General features: G+C 57.7%; 26 protein-coding genes and 1 pseudogene. 22 read left to right on the plus strand and 5 right to left on the minus strand.

What is annotated here, in order from left to right; translation table 11 throughout:
• The 7 genes from AC1Q6J_RS01230 to AC1Q6J_RS01260 all read left to right on the plus strand — a co-directional run bounded on the left by AC1Q6J_RS01230 (position 1) and on the right by AC1Q6J_RS01260 (position 7191).
• The gene (locus tag AC1Q6J_RS01230) at positions 1-957 is read left to right on the plus strand and encodes an LLM class flavin-dependent oxidoreductase (RefSeq protein ID WP_492277501.1); all 957 of its coding nucleotides are present in this window, start codon (positions 1-3) and stop codon (positions 955-957) included.
• A 38-nt stretch (positions 958-995) separates the two neighbouring features.
• A complete protein-coding gene (locus AC1Q6J_RS01235; RefSeq protein WP_492277720.1) occupies positions 996-2363 on the plus strand; it encodes an L-serine ammonia-lyase in 1368 nt (455 codons plus the stop codon).
• Positions 2364-2522: 159 nt separating this feature from the next.
• Entirely contained in the window at positions 2523-3677 is a 1155-nt protein-coding gene (locus AC1Q6J_RS01240; protein ID WP_492277502.1) for an ABC transporter substrate-binding protein, read from the plus strand.
• A 101-nt stretch (positions 3678-3778) separates the two neighbouring features.
• A complete protein-coding gene (locus AC1Q6J_RS01245; protein WP_492277503.1) occupies positions 3779-4651 on the plus strand; it encodes a branched-chain amino acid ABC transporter permease in 873 nt (290 codons plus the stop codon).
• Complete coding sequence (locus tag AC1Q6J_RS01250) at positions 4648-5682, plus strand: branched-chain amino acid ABC transporter permease (RefSeq protein ID WP_492277504.1); 1035 nt, start codon at positions 4648-4650, stop codon at positions 5680-5682. The genes AC1Q6J_RS01245 and AC1Q6J_RS01250 overlap by 4 nt, the downstream gene beginning before the upstream one ends.
• Positions 5679-6500, plus strand: coding sequence for an ABC transporter ATP-binding protein (locus AC1Q6J_RS01255; RefSeq protein ID WP_492277505.1), 822 nt, complete (start codon positions 5679-5681; stop codon positions 6498-6500). The genes AC1Q6J_RS01250 and AC1Q6J_RS01255 overlap by 4 nt, the downstream gene beginning before the upstream one ends.
• Positions 6487-7191 (plus strand): ABC transporter ATP-binding protein, encoded by a 705-nt coding sequence (locus AC1Q6J_RS01260; protein ID WP_492277506.1) that lies wholly within the window; start codon positions 6487-6489, stop codon positions 7189-7191. Before AC1Q6J_RS01255 ends, AC1Q6J_RS01260 begins: the two co-directional genes overlap by 14 nt.
• 94 nt (positions 7192-7285) lie before the next feature.
• Here the strand turns inward: AC1Q6J_RS01260 and AC1Q6J_RS01265 are convergent, their stop codons facing one another.
• Genes AC1Q6J_RS01265 through AC1Q6J_RS01275 form a run of 3 tightly spaced genes read right to left on the minus strand, consistent with a single transcriptional unit; the run spans position 7286 to position 8758 of the window.
• A complete protein-coding gene (locus tag AC1Q6J_RS01265; RefSeq protein ID WP_492277507.1) occupies positions 7286-7504 on the minus strand; it encodes a hypothetical protein in 219 nt (72 codons plus the stop codon).
• Between the two features lie 24 nt (positions 7505-7528).
• Positions 7529-7927, minus strand: a complete 399-nt coding sequence (locus AC1Q6J_RS01270) for a hypothetical protein (protein ID WP_492277508.1) — start codon at positions 7925-7927, stop codon at positions 7529-7531.
• A gap of 27 nt (positions 7928-7954) precedes the next feature.
• Positions 7955-8758 carry a sterol desaturase family protein gene (locus AC1Q6J_RS01275; RefSeq protein ID WP_492277509.1) on the minus strand — a complete coding sequence of 268 codons (804 nt, stop codon included), beginning with the start codon at positions 8756-8758 and terminating at the stop codon, positions 7955-7957.
• A gap of 201 nt (positions 8759-8959) precedes the next feature.
• On the opposite strand from AC1Q6J_RS01275, the gene AC1Q6J_RS01280 reads away from it, so the two are divergent.
• The 7 genes from AC1Q6J_RS01280 to AC1Q6J_RS01310 are packed head-to-tail and all read left to right on the plus strand — an operon-like array spanning position 8960 to position 15116.
• Entirely contained in the window at positions 8960-10234 is a 1275-nt protein-coding gene (locus AC1Q6J_RS01280) for an ABC transporter substrate-binding protein (protein ID WP_492277510.1), read from the plus strand.
• A 3-nt stretch (positions 10235-10237) separates the two neighbouring features.
• Positions 10238-11119: a branched-chain amino acid ABC transporter permease gene (locus AC1Q6J_RS01285; protein WP_492277511.1), complete on the plus strand. Its 882-nt coding sequence runs from the start codon at positions 10238-10240 to the stop codon at positions 11117-11119.
• Positions 11116-12129 carry a branched-chain amino acid ABC transporter permease gene (locus AC1Q6J_RS01290; protein WP_492277512.1) on the plus strand — a complete coding sequence of 338 codons (1014 nt, stop codon included), beginning with the start codon at positions 11116-11118 and terminating at the stop codon, positions 12127-12129. Before AC1Q6J_RS01285 ends, AC1Q6J_RS01290 begins: the two co-directional genes overlap by 4 nt.
• On the plus strand, positions 12126-12929 hold the full coding sequence (locus tag AC1Q6J_RS01295) for an ABC transporter ATP-binding protein (protein WP_492277513.1): 804 nt from the start codon (positions 12126-12128) through the stop codon (positions 12927-12929). Before AC1Q6J_RS01290 ends, AC1Q6J_RS01295 begins: the two co-directional genes overlap by 4 nt.
• A complete protein-coding gene (locus tag AC1Q6J_RS01300) occupies positions 12929-13648 on the plus strand; it encodes an ABC transporter ATP-binding protein (protein WP_492277514.1) in 720 nt (239 codons plus the stop codon). The genes AC1Q6J_RS01295 and AC1Q6J_RS01300 overlap by 1 nt, the downstream gene beginning before the upstream one ends.
• Before the next feature lie 40 nt (positions 13649-13688).
• Positions 13689-14003, plus strand: coding sequence for a DUF6166 domain-containing protein (locus AC1Q6J_RS01305; protein ID WP_492277515.1), 315 nt, complete (start codon positions 13689-13691; stop codon positions 14001-14003).
• Positions 14004-15116 (plus strand): Zn-dependent alcohol dehydrogenase, encoded by a 1113-nt coding sequence (locus AC1Q6J_RS01310; protein ID WP_492277516.1) that lies wholly within the window; start codon positions 14004-14006, stop codon positions 15114-15116.
• 7 nt (positions 15117-15123) lie between these two features.
• On the opposite strand, the gene AC1Q6J_RS01315 is transcribed toward AC1Q6J_RS01310, so the two are convergent.
• Positions 15124-15822 carry a GntR family transcriptional regulator gene (locus AC1Q6J_RS01315; RefSeq protein ID WP_492277517.1) on the minus strand — a complete coding sequence of 233 codons (699 nt, stop codon included), beginning with the start codon at positions 15820-15822 and terminating at the stop codon, positions 15124-15126.
• Positions 15823-15974: 152 nt separating this feature from the next.
• Here AC1Q6J_RS01315 and AC1Q6J_RS01320 point away from each other — a divergent pair.
• Positions 15975-16340, plus strand: a pseudogene (locus AC1Q6J_RS01320) (efflux RND transporter permease subunit); the annotation flags it as partial.
• Here the strand turns inward: AC1Q6J_RS01320 and AC1Q6J_RS01325 are convergent.
• A complete protein-coding gene (locus AC1Q6J_RS01325; RefSeq protein WP_492277518.1) occupies positions 16337-17239 on the minus strand; it encodes a LysR family transcriptional regulator in 903 nt (300 codons plus the stop codon). The pseudogene AC1Q6J_RS01320 and the gene AC1Q6J_RS01325 sit on opposite strands and share 4 nt — an antisense overlap.
• Positions 17240-17409: 170 nt before the next feature.
• Between AC1Q6J_RS01325 and AC1Q6J_RS01330 the strand changes: the two genes are divergently transcribed.
• The 7 genes from AC1Q6J_RS01330 (at position 17410) to AC1Q6J_RS01360 (ending at position 23906) form a co-directional block, all read left to right on the plus strand.
• Positions 17410-18621, plus strand: coding sequence for an amino acid ABC transporter substrate-binding protein (locus tag AC1Q6J_RS01330; RefSeq protein ID WP_492277519.1), 1212 nt, complete (start codon positions 17410-17412; stop codon positions 18619-18621).
• A 27-nt stretch (positions 18622-18648) separates the two neighbouring features.
• Positions 18649-19515 carry a branched-chain amino acid ABC transporter permease gene (locus AC1Q6J_RS01335; RefSeq protein ID WP_492277520.1) on the plus strand — a complete coding sequence of 289 codons (867 nt, stop codon included), beginning with the start codon at positions 18649-18651 and terminating at the stop codon, positions 19513-19515.
• Positions 19512-20447, plus strand: coding sequence for a branched-chain amino acid ABC transporter permease (locus AC1Q6J_RS01340; protein WP_492277521.1), 936 nt, complete (start codon positions 19512-19514; stop codon positions 20445-20447). The genes AC1Q6J_RS01335 and AC1Q6J_RS01340 overlap by 4 nt, the downstream gene beginning before the upstream one ends.
• On the plus strand, positions 20440-21189 hold the full coding sequence (locus AC1Q6J_RS01345; protein ID WP_492277522.1) for an ABC transporter ATP-binding protein: 750 nt from the start codon (positions 20440-20442) through the stop codon (positions 21187-21189). Before AC1Q6J_RS01340 ends, AC1Q6J_RS01345 begins: the two co-directional genes overlap by 8 nt.
• Positions 21182-21916, plus strand: coding sequence for an ABC transporter ATP-binding protein (locus AC1Q6J_RS01350; protein WP_492277523.1), 735 nt, complete (start codon positions 21182-21184; stop codon positions 21914-21916). Before AC1Q6J_RS01345 ends, AC1Q6J_RS01350 begins: the two co-directional genes overlap by 8 nt.
• 47 nt (positions 21917-21963) lie before the next feature.
• Positions 21964-22722, plus strand: a complete 759-nt coding sequence (gene cnbZ, locus AC1Q6J_RS01355) for a 2-amino-5-chloromuconate deaminase CnbZ (RefSeq protein ID WP_492277524.1) — start codon at positions 21964-21966, stop codon at positions 22720-22722.
• 128 nt (positions 22723-22850) lie between these two features.
• Entirely contained in the window at positions 22851-23906 is a 1056-nt protein-coding gene (locus AC1Q6J_RS01360) for a winged helix-turn-helix transcriptional regulator (protein ID WP_492277525.1), read from the plus strand.
• Positions 23907-23914: the final 8 nt, after the last annotated feature.

The raw sequence follows: 23914 nt of genomic DNA on the forward strand, positions 1-23914 counted from the left end.
ATGACCGTACTGTCAAACACGTTCGGTATCGCCGCACGGAACTTTACCGCCTATCCTGAAATGCCGGATGCCAAGGCGCTGGTGGACTACGGTGTGCGCGTCGAGGAGCTCGGCTACGATTCGCTTTGGGTCTGGGATCACATTCTTCTCGGCGTGGACCCGCACTTCCCGATCCTCGACTCTCTGACGACGCTGACCGCGATCGCCGCGCGCACCAGCAGGATCAAGCTCGGCACCGGCATTCTTGTTCTGCCGCTGCGCAACCCGGTTGCTCTGGCCAAGCAGTTATCCAGCATGGATCAGTTCTCCGGTGGCCGCCTGCTAATGGGCATGGCGTCGGGCTGGTACAAGCGCGAATTCGATGCCATGGGCATTCCTTTCGACAAGCGCGGAAAGCTGATGGACGAGAATCTGGAGATCATGCGCCGCCTGTGGTCGGAGCCGATGGTTGACGGAAAGTATCTGGCTCACGACATCTCGGCTGCGGTCATGTATCCGAAGCCGGCGCAACAGCCCACTCTGCCGATCCTCATCGGCGGCTACGTCGACAGGGTTCTTCAGCGCGCGGCGACTGCCGGCGACGGCTGGCTGACCTACTTTTATTCACCTGAAGCATTTGCGAAATCGTGGGCCAAGCTTCGCAACTTCGCGAAGGAGGGCGGCAAGGATCCTGACAAGCTTCTCAATGCATCTCAGTTGCCGATCATGATTGGTCCGTCGAAGGCTGCGGTCAAAGACGAGATGATGGATTGGCTGAACAAGGAATGGGATTTCCCGGAACACAGCGACTGTTCGCGTGACAGCGCGATCATGGGATCTGTGGACGAGTGCGTCGAGCAGTTGAGGGCTCATCAGGCCGTCGGCGTTCAGAAGATTATCTTTGTGCCTTACAAGTACAGAATGGATCAGGTCGAGACGATCGCGAAGGAAGTCATTCCACGGCTGAGGGCGAAGTAACATCCAAAGCTGGAGCGGGCGATGCCCGGTCACCTGTCATGATCAGTATTTTTGATCTGTTCAAGATCGGGATCGGGCCGTCATCCTCTCACACGGTTGGTCCGATGAGGGCCGCCGCGGCCTTCATGTTGGCTCTCGACGAATCTCAGCGCTCGCGCCTGAGACGATTGAAAGTCACGTTGCTTGGATCCCTCGCGTGGACCGGGCGTGGTCATGGAACGGACAAGGCCGTTATGCTCGGGCTTTCTGGTTTCTCGCCGGAGACTGTCGATCCCGACGATGCGGACCGCCGCATCGATGTCATTGCGACCGCGGCGATACTGGTACTGAAGGATGGAATGACGATCCATTTCGACCCCGCGCAGGATATCGTTTTCAACTTTGATGAACCAACGCCGGTTCATCCGAACACGCTCCGTTTTGCGGCCTTCGATCAGGACGGCTGCGAACTGCGGGCGGAAACCTGGTACTCGCTCGGTGGCGGATTCGTTCAGCGGGAAGGTGAGGCGGATTCTGCGCCAGAATTGTCCGCTACGATTCCATTCGATTATCGTAGTGCAGCCGAGCTGATTGAGATGTGCGACCGTTCCGGCCTCTCGATTGCGCAGGTCGTGCTCGCAAATGAAGCCGCATTTGCCGATGAAGCGTCGGTCTACGACCGGATCGATCGTCTTGTCGCGATGATGTTCGACTGTATCGATCGCGGAATACGCACCGATGGTCTGTTACCGGGCGGCTTGAAGGTCAAGCGTCGCGCTCGTTCGTTGTATGCCCGGCTACAGGCGTCGGAAAGCCGCAACGTGCAGCATTCCATCCCAGCAATGGATTATGCAAGCCTGTACGCGATCGCCGTGAACGAGGAAAATGCGGCAGGCGGCCGCGTGGTCACCGCGCCGACCAACGGCGCCGCCGGCGTCATTCCCGCCGTGCTGAGGTATTACACGGATCATTGCGAGGGCTCCTCCCAAGATGGTGTCAGGATTTTTCTCCTGACCAGCGCCGCGGTTGGCGGGCTCTGCAAGATGAATGCCTCCATCTCGGGCGCTGAAGTCGGGTGTCAGGGGGAGGTGGGTGTGGCATGCTCCATGGCTGCGGCCGGCCTGACAGCGGCACTGGGCGGTAGCAGCCGGCAGATTGAAAATGCCGCGGAGATCGGGATGGAACACCATCTCGGGATGACCTGCGATCCGATCGGCGGGCTGGTGCAAATTCCCTGCATTGAGCGCAACGCATTTGGCGCGGTCAAGGCCATTAATGCGGCGTCGCTGGCGCTGAGTGGCGATGGGTCGCATCACGTTACCCTGGATCAGGTAATCCGTACGATGCGGGATACCGGGGCCGATATGCAGACGAAATACAAGGAAACGTCGCGCGGAGGGCTTGCGGTCAGTATGCCGGATTGCTGAAAAAACTTGACGTCGCGCGGCCTTTGCAGATGATACTAAGATACTAAAAATAGGACTATCTGGATTAGGGACGACAGTTAGATAAAAACACGCGGACAACTGGCACAAGCCTTGCTTGAAAAAGACCTGATTTCCGCACTCAAACGGAGGAAATGGAAGATGGCGAAACATACCAAACTACTTGCGACAATCGCTTTGTTATCGGCAGGTGTTGCCGGTCAGGCCGCGGCCCAGACGATCAAAATCGGAGTCAACGAGCCGCTGACGGGGCCGTTTGCTGCTTCGGGGACCTACGTCGTCAATGGCGCGAAGATCGCGGCTGACGAGATTAATTCGAAGGGCGGCCTTCTCGGTAAGAAGGTCGAGCTTGTCATCGAAGACAATAAGAGCAACCCGACCGAAGCTGCGGCGGTGGCTGAAAAGCTGATCACGGCGGATAAGGTGCCGGTCATCATGGGCGCATGGGGATCGAGCCTGACGCTGGCAGTGATGCCGAAGCTGATGGAATACAAGGTTCCGATGGTGGTTGAGACCTCCTCATCGGGCAAGATCACGACAACGGGCAATCCTTATATCTTCCGCATCTCGCCTCCGTCGTCAGTCGAAGCTGCAGCGTTCAAGCCAATTCTCCCCAAGCTATCGATCAAGAAGGCGGACTTCCTTGTCATCAACAATGACTGGGGCCGCGGTGCCGCCGAAGATTTCGGAAAAGTATTGAAGGCAGACAACATCCAGGTCGGCCTCGTTGAGACGATGGACCAGTCCGCTCAAGATATGAGCGCGCAGTTGTCGAAAATTAAGGCAACCGACTCCGACACGATTATGGTGACGACTGCTGTCGAGCAGCTCACTCTTGTCCTGAAGCAGGCAACTGCACTCGGCATCAAGAAGCAGATCGTGACGACTGGCGGCTCGCAAAATCCAGATCAGTTGATTGATCAGGCTGGCGTTGCTGCTAACGGAACATTCCACCTAACCACGTTCGCACCGTGGTATCCGGATGAGACGCCGAATCCGCCGGCAACCAAGTACTTCCTTGGCGAATGGAAAAAGCGTGGCTTCAACTTCGCTGGTGCGACCGAGAGCTTCCGCGGATACGACGGTATTCGTACAATCGCGGCTGCAATCGCGAAGGCGGGCAAGGCGGAGCCGGAGGCAATTGCCGCTGCGTTGTGGCAGACCGAGCTGCTCGGATTGAACGGCAAGATCAAGTTCGAGAAGCAGGGGCCCTCCGGCAAGGAGAGCGGGCAGAGCATGCCAAACGTCTACCTGATCAAGATCGACAACTCGAAAGTCATTCTTCCAAAGCTGTAAGTGTGGAGTAGGCGCGAGCATCCACGAGATGCCCGCGCCTTTCCACTCCAAAGGCACGGCGGCCTTCGCCGAACGATGAGTTTTGACCTGGATAAGGCTCAATGACTGAATTTCTGCAACATATGATCAACATGCTGATCCTCGGCAGCACGTATGCGCTGCTCGGAATCGGCCTGACCTTGATCTTTGGCATCATGCGCGTGGTAAATATGGCGCACGGCGAGCTTTATGCATTTGGCGCGTATTTTGTATATTTCGTCGCCGTTCTGCTTGGGTTCAATTTCTTTCTCGCGCTGCTTTTTGCGATCGTGGCCGGGTGCATTGTTGGCGCTCTGATCGAATTCGTGCTGCTGCGGCCGATGCGCGGGGCCGATATCGATACGACGATGCTGATTATGATCGGCGCAATGATCGTAATGCAGAACGCGGAGCAATACGTCTGGGGCGGTGTTGCGAAGGCGGTAAATACCCCGTTTCCGGAGACGCCATTGACGATCGGTCCGTTCTCGGTGTCGTGGCTGAGGCTCTTTGTGTTCTTTGCGGCGCTGACATTGATCGCCATCTCATATTTCCTGATCAACCGCACCAAGCTCGGCAAGGCGATGCGTGCGACATTCCAGGATACCGACACCGCATCCCTGATGGGCGTCAACATTCAGGCGATCTATATGGCGACGTTTGCCATTGGCTCGGCGCTGGCCGCCGCCGCAGGCGCGCTGCTCGGGCCGGTCTATGTGATCTCACCGCAGATGGGCAACATCGCGTCGCTCAAGGCGTTTGCGATCGTGATTCTCGGCGGTCTTGGCAGTATCGGTGGCGCAACCATCGGTGGTTTCATCCTCGCGTTCGCCGAAGAGATGGGGGCTGGATACATCTCGTCAGGTTACCGCGACGCCATGGGTTTCCTGATTATCATCGCGGTATTGCTGTTCAAGCCGACCGGCCTCTTTGCGCGATCGGAGCGAATTGGATGAAACGGCTTCTCCCCTGGATCGCGATTGTCATATTCGCATCAGTTCCGTTGTGGCTCAAGGATCCTTATCTTCTGAACGCCTTTATTACGACGGGCATCTTCATCATCGCGGCGATGAGCCTTAATCTGCTGCTCGGTTACACCGGCCAGTTGAGTCTCGGTCATGTCGCCTTTTTCGGAATCGGTGCTTACACTAGCGCCTTGACGGCGCTCGGGTTCGACGTGGAGCTGATCGGCGGCATCCGCGTTGTTCATGAGCCATGGCCGATTTGGCTTGGCTTTATCATTGCCGTACTCGTCTCTGGCTTGTGCGGATACATCGTAGGTAAACTGTCGTTCAGGGTTCGCGGCGCTTACTTCGTCATCGTGACAATCAGCTTTGCAGAAGTCATACGGCTTGTGGCGTTGAACTGGGTGGAATTGACGCAGGGACCGCTGGCGCTGACCTCTATTCCGCCCATGACGCTCGGGCTTCCAAGGCTCGGCTATTTCGATTTCTTCAGCAAGCAATCGAATTACTATCTGGTCCTCGGCGTCGTCGTTATCTCCTACATCATCATCAGCCGCTTGGTGAACTCGCGGGTCGGGCGCGCGATGGTGGCGTTGAAGGAAAATGAATCGCTGGCGGTTTCCGTCGGCATAGACGTCACGCGCTATCTGGTATTGGCGGCAGTCGTATCTGCCGGCATCGCGGGAGCGGCGGGAAGCCTGTACGCGCACTATCTGAAGATTATTGATCCCGACGTTTTCCTCTTTCTCTACACGGTTACCATGGTGATCATGGTGATTACCGGTGGCAAGGGAACATTGGCAGGGCCTCTCGTCGGTGGATTGATTTTCGGCTTCATTCCGGTTGTTGCGCGTTCGTTTGCGGCTCCTGAAATCCAATGGATTCTCTATGGGCTGTTCATGATCCTGATCGTGTTCGTACTGCCGCAGGGGATCGTTCCGGCTATTGAGAAATGGTTTGGGGTCGATGAAGCAAAGGATCCTGCCATTGCGCCGGAAGCCAAAATGCAGGATGCGCCATGATGCAGGCTCAAGCAGCTAAGGTTCAAGCAGCCAAGACGCCGCCAGCGCTCTCAATTGAACATATCGCCGTTCATTTCGGCGGCCTCGTTGCGATCTCGGACATGAACTTCGTCGTTAACGAAGGCGAAGTCGTCAGTCTGATCGGGCCGAACGGCGCGGGTAAAACGACGGCGTTTAATGTCATCACGGGTTTTCTGCGACCGACAAAGGGCGAGGTTATTTATCGCGGCGCGTCGTTGAACAACCTCAAGCCACACGAGGTTACGGCATTAGGCTTGGTGCGGACCTTCCAGCGAACCAGCGTGTTCCAGAGTGTCAGCGTATTTGAGAATGTCATGATCGGCCTGCATCGCCGCGGCCGCTCGCAGCTGTGGGACACCTTGCTGGCGCTGCCGCGGGAGCGTGAGTCCGAAAAGGAACTGCGGACACGGGCGGCGGAAATCCTGACGCTGGTTGGGATTGAACGCCGCTCGCGCGAAATGGCAGGCTCACTCGCCTATGGCGATCAGAGGCTCCTAGGTGTCGCATTGGCACTGGCAGCGGATCCTTCGATGCTGCTGCTCGATGAGCCGGTATCCGGCATGAATGCAACGGAGACAGCGCGGTTCATGCAGCTTCTCGATAAGTTGCGCGGTCTCGGTGTCACGATCCTGCTTGTAGAGCACGACATGCCAATGGTGATGGGCGTGTCGGATCGTATCGTCGTTTTGAACTACGGTCGGATCATTGCCGAAGGCCCACCTTCGGCAATTCAGGGCAATCCTGAAGTCATTCGTGCTTATCTCGGGCAAGGAGCGAAGAAACGTGCTAGAGATTAGCGATCTCGTCTGCCGCTACGGCAAGGTTGAAGCGATCAAGGGTATCTCTCTCTCGATCAAGCAGGGGCAACTTGTCGCGCTGATCGGTGCGAACGGCGCCGGGAAGAGTACAACATTGCGCTCCATTTCCGGAATTCTGCCGTCGGCATCCGGCCGAATGATTTTCGAGGGAGAGGACATCACGCGCTGTTCGGCACGCGAGATTCTCGCGCGAGGTATAGCCCATTGCCCCGAGGGGCGGCGGGTGTTTCCGGACATGACGGTCGAGGAGAACCTTGACATGGGTGCGTATCTGAGGCGCGACGCGGATGGTGTTGCAGAGGACCGCGATCGAGTTCTGATGCAATTTCCCCGGCTTGCCGAGCGCCGTAGTCAGGTCGCAGGCACGCTGTCCGGCGGCGAGCAGCAAATGCTGGCGATCGGGCGCGCCATCATGTCCAAGCCGAAACTGATGATGTTCGATGAGCCATCCTTGGGACTCGCGCCGAATATCGTGGAGCAGGTGTTCGAGATCATCGACGGAATCCGCAAATCAGGCACCACGGTACTGATGGTGGAGCAGAATGCCTACTCTGCGCTCGATATGTGCGACTATGCATATCTGATGGAAGCGGGGTCGATCGTGCTGTCGGGGCGGGGAGAAGAGTTGATCGACGACAAGCACATTCGCGAGGCCTATCTGGGTGGTTGAGGATCTATCTACGTAGCTGCCTGCGCCAGTGCCTACCGGTACGCATGCCACAGTGCTCCAACATGGGAGCGCGGCGAGCGCTTAGCGAATTGCTTTAGTTGGTGCGATTCCGGGGCGATTCCCGGCGGATGCCGCCGGCAGTTTCCTCACGTTTCACCTCCGGGAACAGCCACATGGCGAACACCATGAGGCCCCCGAGGAAGGCCACCAAATACTGAATTCGGTCATGACCAAGCGCGTGCTGCATATAAAACGCTATAGCCGCCACAACGACAACGACCAAAGATAGCGCCAACTTGATCTTTACGGGCATCGATTGCTCCCTGGGCTGTGAATGTTACGACAGGATTGCGAGCGCTGAACTGCTGACCTTGGCAAGGACGACCAGCGACAGGATCTGAATGCCAACCAGTACGGACAGTTCGACTGTCGCGCTACTCGGCGGCCATCGCCATTCCTCGAATAGCGCCGGCGTGAACAGAAAGATAAGTCCGCTAACGACGATTAGCGTACTCCATCGCAACTCGACATACCCATAGAGGCCGGTGCCGGCCAGCAGCACCGCGAGCAGAACGGCGTTACCGAGAATCAACAGGGTCGCGGGGAACGACCTTGCCGCGTCGGGTCGGGTATCGAGTGGAAATTTCCCGGCGATGATGAGGAATGCAACGCCACACACGGTGGCCAGTCCGGCGAACCAGATCAGCGAAAACCAGTTCGGCTCGATCGCGCTCATGTCGAGTCTCCGCTCTTCTGACTGCGTCTATTCGGCCGGTGTGGCAAACCCCGAGCGCTGGCCGACGATGTCGGGTTTCGGCGTGCGCGAGGTTTTACGCATGTTTTTGCGGATGTAGCGGGTGTCATAGCCGTTGAAGATGTGGCCGATCAGTCCACGATCGAGATCCGACGTGCCGAACAGCCAGTCCATCACGGGGAAGGTCAGATTCATGTTCCGCTCCATCATGATCGACTGGTTGTGATGGGCCGTATGATGACGCCGGATGGTGTTGACGAACGGCATATTGCGAACAAACCAGTTTTCGTCGACATGGCAGCAGAAATGCATGAACTCGTAGATGAGATACATCGAAGTCGTGGTGCAGATCAGCAGCCAGCCGACGTTCGGTGACACGAGCCAACCCAACACGAGAGCCGGTGGAATGGACATCAGTGTGAAGGTGACCAGTGCGTAGGGCGGAAAGAATGTAACGCGCCAGTCGTTGTGATCCGCGAAACGCATTTCTTCTTCGGTGAAGAACTGGTGATGCATCAAGGTATGCCGATTGTAGATCGCACGGAATGCCTTGATCTGTGATGGCCGGTGCATGACGAAGCGGTGAATCCACCATTCAAAGAAGTTCGCCGCAAGAAAGGTGATGGGCACGATCAGCCATTCCCACCAGCGGACATTGCCAATGTTGGCGATGTAGACCGAGAGGGCAGTGAACCCGATCACGTAAATGACGAACGCATGGAGCCAGCCATTGTACCAGCCGGCGATACGATCTCTGTAGGTGGCCCGGTATTTCCGCTGCCGGTCGGTCATTGGGCTGGACGTGAGTTCCATGGCGCAAAGCTCCGTTGTTTTCTGGCGGCCGGCGGCTTTGTCCGGCCTTACCCGGCGCTGACATATCACCAATCTATTAGATCGGCAACCGGCGCTGCGACACCGCTGCGCCAAAAAAGAGCTTGCTGAAATGTGTCTGATATATTTATGGTATGGCAATAACGCACGCCAGATGCGCATAGTTCACATGGGAGGACATCAATGACGCTCACCCGTCGCGCCTTTTCGAAGCTTGCTGGAGCAGGCGTTGCTGCCGCAGCGGTGCCGCAGCTATTCGCCCCGGCCATTGCGCAGGACAAGCCATTCAAGATTGGCATCATTGCACCTCGTTCCGGCGTTGCCGGTACCGCTGGCGAATGCGGAATCCGCGCCGTGCAATGGGCAGCGGAACGGATGAACAAGGAGGGTGGCATTGCCGGACGTAGGTTCGAGCTTGTCATTGAAGAGGAGACTAACCCCAAAGACACAATCGAGCGTTTCCGGCGCCTGGTGCTACAGGAGAAGGTCGAAAGTGTTCACGGGTTGATTTCGACCGGCGTCAGTCTTGGGGTTGCTCCCGTTGCGGAGGAGGAGCAGTCGCTCCTGGTGATGTGGGATGGCACCACGCAGGACGGCGTCAAGGAAGTGATGCCGAAGTCGCGTTACGTGTTTCGTTCGACCGATAACGAATGCGAGGCCGTAATGGCGTCACTGCTCGCGGTCAAGCACTTCAAGGGTAAGTTCAAACGCGTCGCCGGCATCAATCCGGATTACTCCTACGGACGCAATAACTGGGAAGCTTTCCGGCAGATTCTTGCGCGCTATGGCGTGGAGGCTGAGTTGGTGGCCGAGCAGTGGCCAAAAGTCGGTACGCTTGATCTGACCTCGCATATCGCCGCACTCAAGGCGGCCAAGCCGGATCTAATTTTCTCGTCGATGCTGTTTGCCGACTTGCCGGTGTTCATGAAGCAGGGAGCGGCAGCCGGTCTGTTCGAAGGCGTGAAGGTGGTGCTGCCGGCGGCCGGCTGGCAACTTAATCAACTCAAGAAAGAATTCATGCCGGAAGGCGTGATCTTCGGACACAACACCCTTTACTTCGATCATCCGCAGGCGTCGTCGTTACAAAAGGCGTTCGTTCAGGACTATATGGACCGCTACAAGGAGGCGCCGCACTGGGAAGCGGATCGCGCCTATTTTGCGCTTGCGAGCTATAAGGCGGGCGTCGAAGCCGCGCAAAAGGCCGCGAAGAAATGGCCGACGCCGGATATGGTCGCCGAAGCGATGCCCGGCCTCGAGGTTGAAAGTCTTGGCGGCAGGGGGCGGTTCCGCAGGGACAAGATTGCTGAGCAGGTATTTTACCAAGGACCGTCGACAAACACGAACAAGTACGAGTTTCCGACACTTGCTTCGGTCGACACATTCCAGGCTGATCAATTGCAGAAGCCGCCAGGCGCAGACTTCTGGGAATGGATCAAGACCGCCAAGATGCCTGTCTGACCGATGACGGCGATTGTCGATATCATTCTTGGTGGGACGTTCCACGCCGCCATCCTGTTCCTGGTGGCGGCGGGGCTTCAGCTCGTGTTCGGCGTGCAGCAGCTTGTCAATCTCGCCTGCGGCTCCTTCTATGCCTTGGGAGCCTATTTCGGGATTACGGCCGTCGCCGTCGCGATGAAGTTCGGGCTGCCGCCACTCATGTTCTTCCCCGTGCTCATTCTTGCGGGGCTTGTGATCGGCCTCGTCGGGCTGCCAATCGAGCGGGTGCTGCGTGCGGTGTACCGCCGTGATGAGAGCTATCAGTTGCTGCTCACTTTCGGCTTGCTTCTGATGTTCCAGGATGTCTTTCGCTTCACGTGGGGCGCTACGCCGCGCACCATGGATAACGCCTACATGATCTACGGTACGACGCATGTTATGGGCGTGCAGGTACCCACCTATAATCTTCTGGTGATAGCGGCGAGTATCGGCATTGCCGCCGCGCTTGGGTTGTTCCTGCAACGCACGAAAACCGGACGCATCGTGCGGGCGACAGCGGAGAACCGCGATATGGCCGAAGGCCTCGGCGTCAACGCTTCCAAAATCTTCGCGCTTGTCTTCACCGTGGGCTGCATGCTCGGAACGGTCGGCGGTGCGCTTGTGGTGCCATCCAGCGCGGCGTCGCTCGACATGGCTGTTGAACTGGTGGTGGAGGCGTTTGCGGTCGTTGTCATAGGTGGGCTGGGCAGTATGCGTGGCGCTCTCGTTGGCGCGCTGATCGTCGGACTGATGCGCGCGGCATCGATCTCGATCATGCCGGAAATGGAGCTGCTGTCAGTCTATCTCGTTGTTGTCGCGGCGCTCATTCTCAGACCCGCGGGCTTGTTTGGCAAGGTGACGGCATGAGTGAACAATCTATCGATCTGTCGCTGGCCACGCCGAGGCGGCGTGCGTTACCCCATATCAATGGCCTCTGGATCTTTTTCGGCTTGATCGGGATTATGGGTCTGTTGCCGCTTGTGGCCTCGCCTTATGCGCTTCTCCTGCTCGTGCCGTTCTTTGCCTACGCAATCGCGCTGTTTGGATTCAATCTTCTGTTCGGCACGACGGGCCTGTTGTCGTTCGGGCACGCTCTCTTTCTTGGTGTCGGCGCGTATACGGCATCGACACTGACATCCAAATTCGGTGTGCTGAGTTTCGAGCTGATCGTTTTGACCAGCGCAGCGGTCTCCGCGCTTGTCGCGCTTGTGATCGGCGTTCTGTGCGTTCGCTACACCCGTATCTTCTTCGGGATGCTAACGCTGGCGTTCGGCATGCTGTTTCATTCCTTCCTGTTCAAGTTCTACAGCGTTACCGGAGGCGATCAGGGAATGCGTGTGTTGCGTCCGCTGCTGTTCGGCATGGAATGGGGCGGGGGCAAAACTGCGTTTCTCACCGGGCCGTTCTACTACTATGTGCTGGCGTTGCTGCTCCTGCTTGGAATGGCGATGTGGCGCATCACCCAGTCGCCATTCGGCCTTCATCTAAAGGCAATTCGCGAAAACGCAAGCAAAGCGGCTTATGTCGGCGTGCAGATATTCCGCATGCGGCTTGCCGCGTTTGTGATCTCGGCGGTGTACGGCGGCATCGGAGGAACGATTCTCGCCGTCACCACGGGCCTGGCCGATCCCGAACTAGCGTATTGGACCCACTCGGGCAACCTGGTTTTCATGGCGGTCCTGGGCGGCAGCGGGACCTTCGTCGGCCCAGCCATCGGCGCGCTTGCCTTTGTGCTGTTGCAGGACTTCGTGATGGCTATCACGCAATACTGGCGCTTCGTGATGGGTGGTGTGCTGGTGTTGCTCGTCATCTTCCTGCCGCAAGGCTTGTCGGGTGCATTTGAAATGCTCTTCTCCCGCAGGAAAGGAGACAAATGATGCATCAGGCAGGCATATCATCCCCTGCACGTCTCTTTGAGACCATTGGTGTGTCCAAGCACTACGGCGCATACAGAGCGCTGCAAGACGTGTCCTTTCACGTTGCGGATGGTGAGTTCGTTTCGATCGTCGGACCAAACGGCGCCGGCAAGACCACGCTTGTCAATGTTGTCACCGGCCTGTTGCGGCCAACCATTGGTGAGGTTCGTTTTCTCGGCGATGACATAGCCGGCGTCGGGCCTGTCGAACTGGCACGGCGCGGAATGGCGCGGGCTTTCCAGCTCGTGAATGTATTTCCAGCCCTGACGGTACGTGAGACCCTCGCGGTCGCCGTTGCCTCGCGGCTGCGACGGGTCTCTAATCCATTCCGCTCGCTGTCGAAGGATCATGAGCTTCAGGCGGATGTCGAGCGCGTGGCGGAGGTTCTCGGCCTTCGTGCCAAGCTGGATACGGTGGCATCCACTCTGTCGCAGGGTGAAAAGAAGCTGCTGGATGTTGCCAGCGCATTCGCGCTCAGTCCGAAGGTCATCCTGCTGGACGAGCCGACGAGTGGTGTCTCGACAGGCGACAAGCACTCCATCATGGAGGTGCTGGTGTCGGCGGCAAGAGCGGCAGGGGTACGGGCCATCGTTCAGGTCGAACATGACATGGATCTTGTGGCGCGCTATTCGCACCGGATTGTCGCCCTGCAAGAGGGCCGGGTATTGGCGGACATGCCGCCTGACAGGTTCTTTGCCGATCCGGAGATGATCTCAGCCGTTGTGGGGACACGGCCGCCTACCCTGAGGAGGGCGTCGTAATGCTCGAACTCTCCAACGTAAAAGTCGACATTCAGGGCAGCCGCATTCTCAACGGCATTAGCCTGTCGGTTGCGGTGGGCGAACTCGTCTGTCTCGTGGGTCGTAATGGCGCCGGGAAGACCACGACATTCCGCAGCATTATGGGTTATCGGCGTCCATTGTCCGGAGATATCACTTTCGACAACGCCGATCTGACGAAGCTCCCGACGTGGCGGATCGCCCAGAGCGGGATCGGGTTCTCGCCCGAAGAATCCGAGGTCTATGCTGACCTTACTGTGGCTGAGAACATCGAGCTCTCGACATGGACGCGGCCGACCGGCCGGCCGGCTCAGGAGCGTATCGAAGAAGCTTATGCGGTCTTCCCGAAACTGCGGCAGTATCTTGCACGCGGCGGTGCGCAGCTTTCAGGCGGCGAACGCAAGATGGTGTCCATTGCGCGCGCGCTGACTCTCGACCCGAAACTTCTGCTGCTCGACGAGCCCTTCGAGGGATTGTCGCCGGCCATCATTCCACTGATCGCAGAGGGCGTAGCCTCGATCCGGGCAATGGGCAAAGGCGTGTTGATGGCAGAATCGAACGTCCATCACATCCCTGACTATGTCGATCGCCTTTATGTGCTGGAACGCGGCGAACTGATGTTTTCCGGATCGCTGTCCGAAGCGCACCGCGACCGCGACGTCATGCGTGTGATCGCCGGCGAAGTGGAAGTGACGCACTAACCAGATATCGATCGGGGCGCGAATGTGTGGGAGAGAAAGAATGAAACATTATGTTGGCGACCGGACGATCGACGGCGTGAAGGTGACTGTCGATGGCGCACCATTGAATCCCCGAACCGAAGTGATGGAATTCAGCAAGAATGGTTTTGAGTGGAGCTACGAGGGGCCGGAGCCGCGTCAGCTCGCGCTGGCGCTGCTCGCCGATCATCTTGGTGACACCGTTGCCGCGAAAGCGGCAGTCGATCCGTTCATGCGCACCGTTGTGGCTAACTTCGGCAACGAATGGGAAATGACGTCATCCGACATGGACCTGGCGCTCAACGTGCTGGGTAGTTCTGGGAAGGCGGTCGCATAAATGCCGCTTCAGTACCGCGCGGCTGTACTTCACGCCGCGAAAACACCGCTCTCGATCGAGGTTGTTACCGCGACCGCATTGAAGCCCACAGATGTGCTGGTGCGGATACGCGCTGCGGGGCTGTGTCACACCGACCTTGAAGTGATGGAGGGATCGTTACGCTTTCCGATGCCGATCGTGCTCGGCCACGAAGCCGCGGGCATCGTCGAAGAGGTCGGTTCAGCCGCGCGCGGCGTAAAGAAAGGTGATCACGTTATACTGTCGTGGAATCCGCACTGCGGCCATTGCTTCTATTGCGACCGCGATTTGCCAATCCTCTGCGAGGAGTATCTCCGCGAAGGCCCAAAGGCGCGGTCATTCGATGGAACGAGTCGCGCGAGGCTTGCTGACGGTCGTGACCTGCAGCAACTGATGTTTCTGGGATCGTTTGGTGAATACTGCATCGTGCCTGATCAGCAGGCGATTGCCGTGCCGAAGGAGATTCCGTTCGATCGTGCCTGCTTGATCGGTTGCGGCGTAATGACAGGTGTCGGCGCTGCACTGAACCTGGATGCAGTCAAACATGGCGATACCGTCATGGTGATCGGCTGCGGTGCGGTGGGTTTGGCGGCGGTGCAAGGAGCGCGGCTTGCGGGAGCGGGTGCGATCATCGCTGTAGATCTCGATCCCGTAAAGCTCGCACTGGCGATAACTGTGGGCGCGACCCACGCTGTTAATGCGACGAATGACGACGCTGTCGCGGCTGCAAAGAATGAGACGGGCGGACGCGGTGTCGATACCGTGATTGAATCTGCTGGCAGCCCTGCGGCGTTCCGTGTCACGGTCGAAGCGGTTCGTCCGGGCGGCAATGTGATTTGGCTTGGTAAAGTCGATGTGCAACAGGATGTATCGTTCCGCTGGGGCTCCTTGATGCAGGAAAAGCGCATCCGCCGCGTCAGCTATGGAAATGCACGGCCGCGCCGCGATTTTCCGATACTGGCGCAAGCCTATCTCGACGGATCGTTGATGCTGGACGATTTGATCTTGCGCCGTATCACTCTCAGCGAGATCAATGCGGGTTTTGATGCGCTGAAACGTGGTGAAACCATTCGCAGCGTCGTGATGTTCGATTGAGGCCGGATCATGTATCGAGCGTCTTGCGCGCAAAATCCTCGATATAGTCGATCAGCTTGTCGGAAGCGGCGGCCGCCATTTTAGGCTTCTTTCCGGCAACAGCCTCTGCCACCGCTGCATGCAGCTTGGCGGCAAGCGGCAGATCTGCGACTTCCTGATAGTGCTGATACCAGAAGCGGCGAGAAAGGGCGTTCATGAGCCCCATCGATCGCCGGGCAAATTCATTGCGCGCGGTCGTCGCGATGAGGAGATTGAATTTCTGATCAAGGCGCATGAATTCGATGTCGTCCGCTTGGACCGCCGCCTTGAGCATTCCGCGCGCCACTTCCGCGAACTCTTGACGTTCTTCAGGAGTGGCGCGTTCGGCAGCTAGTCTCGCCATCAGCCGCTCAAGCTCGCGGCGCACTTCGAGCAACCGCAATTGCAGCCTGAGATTAATCTCCGAGACCATGATGCCGCGCCTTGGCATGATTACCACGAGACCATCGCGCGCGAGACGTTGCAGTGCCTCGCGAATCGGAGTTCGACCGATCTTCAGTTTCAGTGCAAGGGTATGTTCGGACAGTATGGTGCCGGGAGTTAACTGAAGGGTGACGATCATTTCTTCGAGTTCTCGATAAGCACGGTCTGTCAGCGTTCCGTCATCGGTCTCCGGATTCTGCGCCGCGCGCTTTGTAACCTTTTTAGATTTCAATTCGCTCCCCATGCGACATGAACAGGTAGGATTAGCTCAAGCATATATTCGCAGTATATCAATGACAAGAACTCGTGTTCGAGGGGAGATGGGGAGAGTCTCCTTAAGAAGGGTGTTAGCGTTACGATGTTGGCGCACATCTGAAGGGGGAGCGAGAGCGACGCAGGATTGGTTTCGTTGTGTTGGTTGGGCTGGCTGCCAAGAACGCCATTCTGATCGTTGAGTTCGCGCGAGACATCGAACGTGAGGGACGCAATCGGCTGGATGCCGCTATCGAGGCGTGCCGGCTGCGATTGCGGCCAATCCTGATGACTTCGTTCGCATTCATTCTTGGTGTGCTCCCGCTGGTGATTTCATCGGGATCGGGATCGAAGATGCGTCAGGCAGTCGGTGTTGCAGTATTTTTCGGTATGCTTGGCGTCACATTGTTCGGTCTGGTTTTCACGCCGATATTCTACATACTGGTGCGCAGGCTGTTCCCGGGCAGTGTTGAAATGGAGCCGAGGACCACCGAAAGCGTTCCGGGCTAGTCCGTCTGCTCTTTCATTCTGTCCACAAGCAACTCCGCGACGCGGAGACTGGACGGCGTCGTGTTGCGGGCTGCGAGTTGCACCAGCGTCACCTGGGTTGCCTCCAGACGCTTGTCACGCAGCGGGACAGCAACCAGCGTGCCGGCGATCAGTTCGGGCATCGCTGCGTTTCGCGGCAGGAAAGTCCCGAGGCCGGCTTTGGCGGCCATCGTTCGCGCGAAGGCGATGGAGTTGGTCTCGCTATAGAGATCCAGTTCGATATTGGCCTTAGCGCAGGCCCGATCGATTTCCTGGCGAATGCCGAACGACGGATCCGGCAGAATCACGCGCAGCCCTGCCAGATCCTTTATTGTGCAATGATCCATGCCGGCCATTGAATGATGCGGCGCGACCATCAGGCACAACGATTGCCGCATCCGGGCCAGTTCGATCAGGTCGCGGCGGGGCGCACGGCCGAAGACCAGTCCAAGATCGACCTCGTGCCGTCCGACCATTTCGGCTACACCGCGCGATCCCACGGTGGTCACCGCGATCGAAATGCCTGGATAGTCCCTCGAAAGATCCACCACAAAATCCGATACGAAGCTCGCCAGTAGGCCTTCCACGGTTGCGAGCTTAACGTGGCCGCGCTGCAACGAATCGAACTCCTCGACCTGAGCGCGGACGCGGTCCAGTTTCGCCTGGCTCTCTTGTGCATAGCGATAGAGCAGGTGGCCGGCATTGGTCAGGTTCATTCCCCGCGCGCCGCGCTCGAACAACTTAACCGAAAGCTCGTCTTCGAGCCCCTGCACCTGTCGGCTGATCGCACTTGGTGCAATGCGAAGAGATTCTGCGGCGCGCTTGATCGAACCGCGTTCGGTGACTTCGCGAAAATACCGGATAGCGGTGGATTCGATCATGTTTCGCGGCCCAGTCGGTTGGGTTGGAAGGATGCTTTGAAATCAAGCAGACGATGCATAGCGTTCGAATATTCAGACCTCTTGCTTCGAATTTCAATGCTTTTATTCGACCCCTTAATTTGCCAAGATTTCAATCAGGTCGCACCCTCGGTCCCTGATGGAGAATCTGGATGGCTCGCTCCCGGCTCGTCTCGCGTGGTTTGAATTCGCTCTTGGTTGTCGCTGCGTTGGGACTGTCCGCCTCGGCGGCGGCAGCGCAGGATGTGATCCGCTTCGGCGCGCCACTTCCGCTTACTGGGCCGCTCGCGCCAGAGGCCATCAAGCAGCAGCAGGGATACGACCTGTGGGCCGAGCAGGCCAACAAGGCGGGCGGCATCCCGGTCGGCGGCAAGAAGTACAAGGTCGAGATCGTTTATACCGACTATCAGTCGAACACGCCGCGCGCGGTGCAGACGACCGAGCAGATGATCACGCAGAACAACGTCAACTTCCTGTTTGGCCCATTCGGATCTGGTGCCGCAAAGGCAGGCAGCAGCGTTTCCGAGAAGTACAAGGTGCCGACGATCGCAGCGACCGCATCGTCGTCTCAGGTCTACGATCAAGGATACAAGTATCTGTTCGGAACCTTCACGCCGAACGATACGCTGACCACCCCGCTCACTCAGATGGTCAAGGCGAAGGCGCCAGATGTGAAGAAGGTCGCGATCCTGGCGCGGAACGATCTTTTCCCGCTCGCCATCGCGCAGGAAATGGAAAAGTCGGCGAAAGGTAATGGTCTCGAAGTTGCGTATTTCGAGAAGTATGCGATTGGGACGCTCGACCACTCCGCGACACTGTCGCAGATCAAGTCGCTGGCCCCGCAATGGATCTTCGTGACTGGCTATATCAACGATTTGCTGCTGGTGAAAAAGCAGATGGCTGACCAGCAGATCAAGGCCACGGTGGTTTCGATGATCGCGGGTCCGGCCTATCAGGAGTTCATCGATGCCGCTGGCACAGGCGGGGAGAACATCACCAGCGCCGCGTGGTGGCATCCCGCCGCGCAATATTCCGGAAAGGACATTTTCGGCACCACGGCAAACTACGTGAAGCTGTTCAAGGAAAAGTACAAGTCCGAACCCGACTATGCGCAGGCGTCGGCTTCGGTTGCCGGAGCTTTGTTTCAGATGGCGATCGAGAAAGCCGGATCGCTCGACAAGGACAAGGTACGCGACGAACTCGCTAAGCTGGATGTGATGACGTTCTTTGGGCCGGTGAAATTCGGGCCAACTGGACAGATCAATTCACTGGAGCCGCCGGTATTCCAACTCCAGGGTGGCAAGCCTGTCGTTCTCTCCCCAGCGCTGATCAAGCAGGGCGAATTCAAGCTCGGCGTGAACTGATCAAACTGCGGGAGGCGAGGACACCACATGCTGGCGGCCCAGGTTCTGATCAATGCTTTAGTGCTGGGCTGCCTTTACGCATGTATTGCGATCGGCTTCTCGCTGGTTTGGGGTGTTCTGAACGTCATCAACCTGATCCATGGCTCGTTTATTGTTCTCGGTGCTTATCTGGCCTGGGGACTTTATCAGTCGCTTCATATCTCGCCGTGGTACGCGCTTGTTATCGCGGCGCCGCTGTTCTTTGTGTTTGGCTATCTCATCCAGCGTCTCATTCTGAACCGGGTGATCACCGCACCGGTGCTGGTAACGCTGACGCTGACGTTCGGCCTGGATCTGATCCTCAACAACGCGATGATCTACTATTTCAAGGCCGATTACCGGAAGCTGACGCTAACGCCGCCAATGGGATCAATTTCGTTGTTCGACGTCGTCGTTCCTGTTGATCGGTTGATCGCAACGGCATCCGCATTGGCGCTGACAGGTATGCTCTATCTCGTCCTGCGGCGGTTGCGGGTAGGGCGAGCCATTGTTGCGGTGAGACTTGATCGTGACGCAGCTACGCTGATGGGTGTCGATGTTAATTCGATCTATGCGATAGCGTTCGGTCTGGGTGCGGCGCTGGCCGGCTGTGCCGGCGTGCTCATGGCCCTGATCTTCCCGATCTCGCCGCTGACCTCAACGGCCTATCTCGGGAAAGCCTTCGTCGTTTGCGTGCTCGGTGGCCTCGGCAGTGTGTCAGGCGCGCTCGCTGGCGGAATTCTACTGGCACTGATCGAAGGCATTGGCTCCACGCTGATCGGTCCGGCGCATGCGACGACCCTGTCGTTCGTGTTGCTGATCATCTTCCTGATCGTTCGCCCCCAGGGTCTGCTTGGCCGAAAGGGTTTCGAATGACCCGATCTAATCTAGTCCTGCTGGTGTTGGTCGCCTGCCTTGCTGCACTGCCGCTGTTCGGCGGCGCATATGCACTGAGGCTCGGCACGATAGCATGCATGTATGCGATCCTTGCGTTGTCGTGGAATATCGTTGGCGGCTTCGCGGGGTATCCTTCGTTTGCAACAGCGGCGTTCTTCGGGTTTGGCGCGTATACAACCGGCGTTCTGATGTCGCGCGGCGTACCCCTTAGTGTTGCGGTGACCGCCGCATGGGTCGCGTCATTCGTACTTGCAGGTTTACTTGGGGCTGCGCTGCTGCGCCTGCGTGGGCATTACTTCGCGATTGCCAGCCTCTCGTTAATCGAAGTGTTTCGCGAACTCGTCAACAACGCCACCGATCTTACTGGTGGGGGCATGGGCCTGAACATTCCATTGATGTCCGGGGCTGGCGTGCTGTCGGACGCGACATTCTTCTTCTATGCCATGTGGGCACTGCTGCTCGGAACCGCCTTGACGGTATTCGTCGTCTCGGGATCAAAGCTCGGATTCGGGCTTGCCTGCATCCGGCAGAATGAAACTGCGGCGAACATGATTGGACTCAATGCTACCCTCTATAAGAGCGCCGCGTTTGGCCTGTCGGCGTGCTTTGTCAGTGCTGCGGGGGGCATCTATGCCGCGTGGGTTCACTATATTGATCCCTCCGATGTGTTCGACATTCTCTACTCTGTCAAACCGATTGTTATGGCGCTGATCGGCGGCCTTGGCTCCCCGCTTGGCGTCGTTATTGGTGCGCTGGTCTATCTTGGATTGGAAGAGGTAGTCTGGCGCAATTACATCCAGATCCATAGCGGTGTTCTCGGCGTTCTGATCGTCGCGCTTCTGCTGTTCCTCCCACATGGATTGATGTCATTGCGCGACCGTCTTCTTTCATGGAGGCCGAAGCGTGTCTGAAATTCTCAGATTGCAGTCCGTCTCCCGTCATTTCAGCGGCCTCAAGGCGCTTAGCGATGTGTCACTCGGTATCGCCAAGGGCGAAGTGCTTGGTTTGATCGGACCGAACGGCGCCGGGAAAACCACACTCGTCAATGTGGTCACCGGCGTTACACCGGCAAGTTCGGGCGCGGTAACATTCGCAGGCCAGGACATCACGCGCGTTAAGACCTATCAGTCTGCGCGTCTCGGACTGTCTCGTACCTTTCAAGTCGTGCAACCCTTCGCTGAACTTTCAGCCCTCGACAATGTGGCTGCCGCGGCGCTGTTTTCGCAGCCGAATGAAAGCCTGAAGTCGGCGCGGGCGTCTGCCCGCGAACGTCTGGCCTTCGTTGGTCTCGAAGCGCAGTCCGATCAGCCGGCGGCGACACTCACGCTGGCAATGCGCAAGCGCCTGGAGCTGGCAAAGGCGCTGGCGATGCGGCCCAAATTGCTGTTCCTCGATGAGGTCAATGCCGGGTTGAACAGCGCCGAAGTTGAACGTGCGACACGGCTAATTCACGAACTCGCGGCCAGCGGGATCACCATCGTGATGATCGAGCACTTGATGAAAGTCGTACTCAACGTCTGCACACGCATCGTTGTTTTGCACAATGGGCGACTCATCGCCGATGGCTTGCCGCGCGAGGTAATCAAGAACCCCGCTGTCGTAGAGGCCTATCTCGGCCAGCAATATGCTCAGAGGGCTGTCGCCCATGGCTGATGTTGCTCCCATTCTCGAATTGCAAGGTTTGCGCGCTGGTTATGGCGAAGTTCAGGTGCTGTGGGGCATCGATCTGGCGGTGCGCAGAGGTGAAATTACAGCGTTGATCGGCTCCAACGGCGCGGGGAAGACCACACTGATGCGTGTGCTGTCGGGCCTGATTCCTGTTCAGTCGGGAACCTATTACTCGGACGGCGAGGATATCGCGGGCGCGACTGCAGCGAAAATTCTTTCCCACGGCATCGTCCATGTGCCGGAAGGGCGGCGGCTGTTCGGCGCAATGAGCATCGAAGACAATCTTCTGATGGGAGCCTATTCGCGCAGAGCTTCGCGCGCCGAAATTAGCCGTGATATGGACAGGGTTTACACGACGTTTCCAAAACTGTCGGAGCGCCGCAATCAGGCCGCCGCGACGCTCTCCGGCGGAGAGCAGCAGATGTGTGCCATTGGGCGTGGCCTCATGAGCGCACCGAAGCTGTTGATGATCGACGAGCTGTCACTCGGCCTTTCGCCGCTGCTGGTCGAGCAGCTTGTCGCTGCGTTACGCGCGCTCAACTCCGGAGGTATGTCCATCTTGCTGGTCGAGCAAGATGTGATGACGGCCTTGGATCTATGCCATGCGGCCTTTGTCATGGATATGGGCCGGATCGTCAGATCTGGATCTGGCACCGAGTTGCTTGCAGATCCAATTATTCGCGACGCCTATCTCGGCGTTCTTGAAGAATAGTCCCGTCAATCGACGAATTCCTTTCCCGAAAAACAAGAAGAGGCAACATGAACAAGACTGTTGAAGCGCCCAATGGCGGCTATCGTTTCATGCCGGGCGTCAGTCAATATTCCGCCGGCGTTGCTGCGCTTCCCGGCTTCGCGCTCGAGCGCGTGCGGTTCGCGAATCCCGTGCCACTGCGGCATGGATTCGAGAAAATTGCGCAGATTCTTAAGGATGCCGGTCGCCCCTTGAATGCGTTTGCTGCTTGCGAGTTGCGCTCGCCTGCGCCATTTACGGAAGGCGGATTCGTCAAATTCAATGAAGAGTATACTGGCACCTTGAAAGCATGGGGGCTGATGCAGGATGGTGCTGCCAATCCTGTGGCGCGCAGCAACGTCTGTCCGAAGATCGATCCGCCGTCGGAACCTGGCTTCCACGCTTTCTCGTATACGGTGATTGCGGCGAAAGCACCGGCTTCCTTCGTGATCGCCGGGAGTGGTGAAGCACCGGAAGGCAAAGGAAACTATCGCGATCATGCCGTCCGGCTCGGGGATATCTCGTCCGCAGCGATGCTGGAGAAAGCAAAATGGGTTCTCGCCGAGATGGAACGACGCATGAGTGCTTTCGGCGGGGACTGGAGTCAGGTGACTGCAACGCAGCTTTATACGGTCCACGACATCTTTCCGTTCATTGAAAGTGAACTTGGAAAGCGCGGCATTTTCAGGCAGGGTCTGACTTGGCATCTGAACCGGCCGCCGGTGCAGGATCTTGAATACGAAATGGACTGCCGCCGCGTGCATATGGAGCGCGTGATCGAAGTCTGAGCCTAGCGTCACTAACCCGCCGACCTTGACGAATGCGTTCGGATACCGTCAAACTCTTCGAGAGCGGCGGCTCATACGCATGAGTTGTGCCGAAATCCAGCGATCAGGTTTAGGCTCGGGACGGAATTATGCGGCTGGCGGCTGCGAAAAAGCAAGGAAGGCGGCTCAAAGCCGCTAAAGCCGCGCCATCTGCTCGTGTTGCTCAGAAGCAGCCGGTGTTGACCGAGCGGAACTGTTCCGTCGCCAGAACGGTCGGCATCCTTTCGGATGCTTGGGCGTTTCTCGTCATCCGGGAGGCGTTTTTCGGAGCTCGGCGGTTTGAGGAATTTCGTTCGGCTCTCGAAATTTCCCGAGCAACCCTGACGGATCGTCTCCGTCGTTTGACCCGCGAGGGAATATTTCGAGAGATCAGCTACTCAGAGACGTCGAGCCGCGTCGAATACAAGCTGACGAAGTCCGGTATCGACCTCTACCCCACCTTTATGGCTCTTATGCAATTCGGTGACCGGTGGCTGGCCGATCCGAAGGGAGCGCCGCTTCAGCTTATTCACGAAGGTTGTAATTGCGTCAGCAAGCCCTTCGTGTCGTGCTCTTGCTGCCATCAACGTGTTGTCGCACGAGGTGTCAGCTATCGCGACGGGCCAGGAGCGGGGAAGGCACGGATTGAGCACTCGCGACGATCACGCCGAACCGCCGACGACTTTTTGCGTGGACGTCCGAGCTCGGTGTCGCGGGCACTCGAGGTGATTGGCGATCGGTGGAGCTTTCTCGTTATTCGTGAAGCCTTCTTCGGTGCCAGGCGTTTCGACAAGCTCCAGGTTGAATTGAATATTGCCTCAAATATTCTCACCGATCGTCTTGCGCGGCTTGTTGAGCGCGGGGTTTTCAAGAAGCGGAAATACCAGTCGTTGCCGGAAAGATTTGAATATTTACTGACTCCGATGGGAATGGATCTGTACGGTCCATTGATCATGATGATGGCCTGGGGCGACCGATGGCGCGCCGACGACAAGCCACCGCTTATCCTCAGGCATCTCGATTGCGGCAAGGACTTTACGCCGACCGTCATCTGCAATCGTTGCGGAGAGCCAATTCACGCGACGTCGATGAAGTATCGCATGCGTTACGATCCCGACAAGTTCGGTGGCACGAAGAGCGGCCGGGCGGTGCCCGGCCGCGTCTGAGCGGTGTT

Source organism: Afipia sp. MLSD5-FHT05B12, assembly GCF_058793355.1.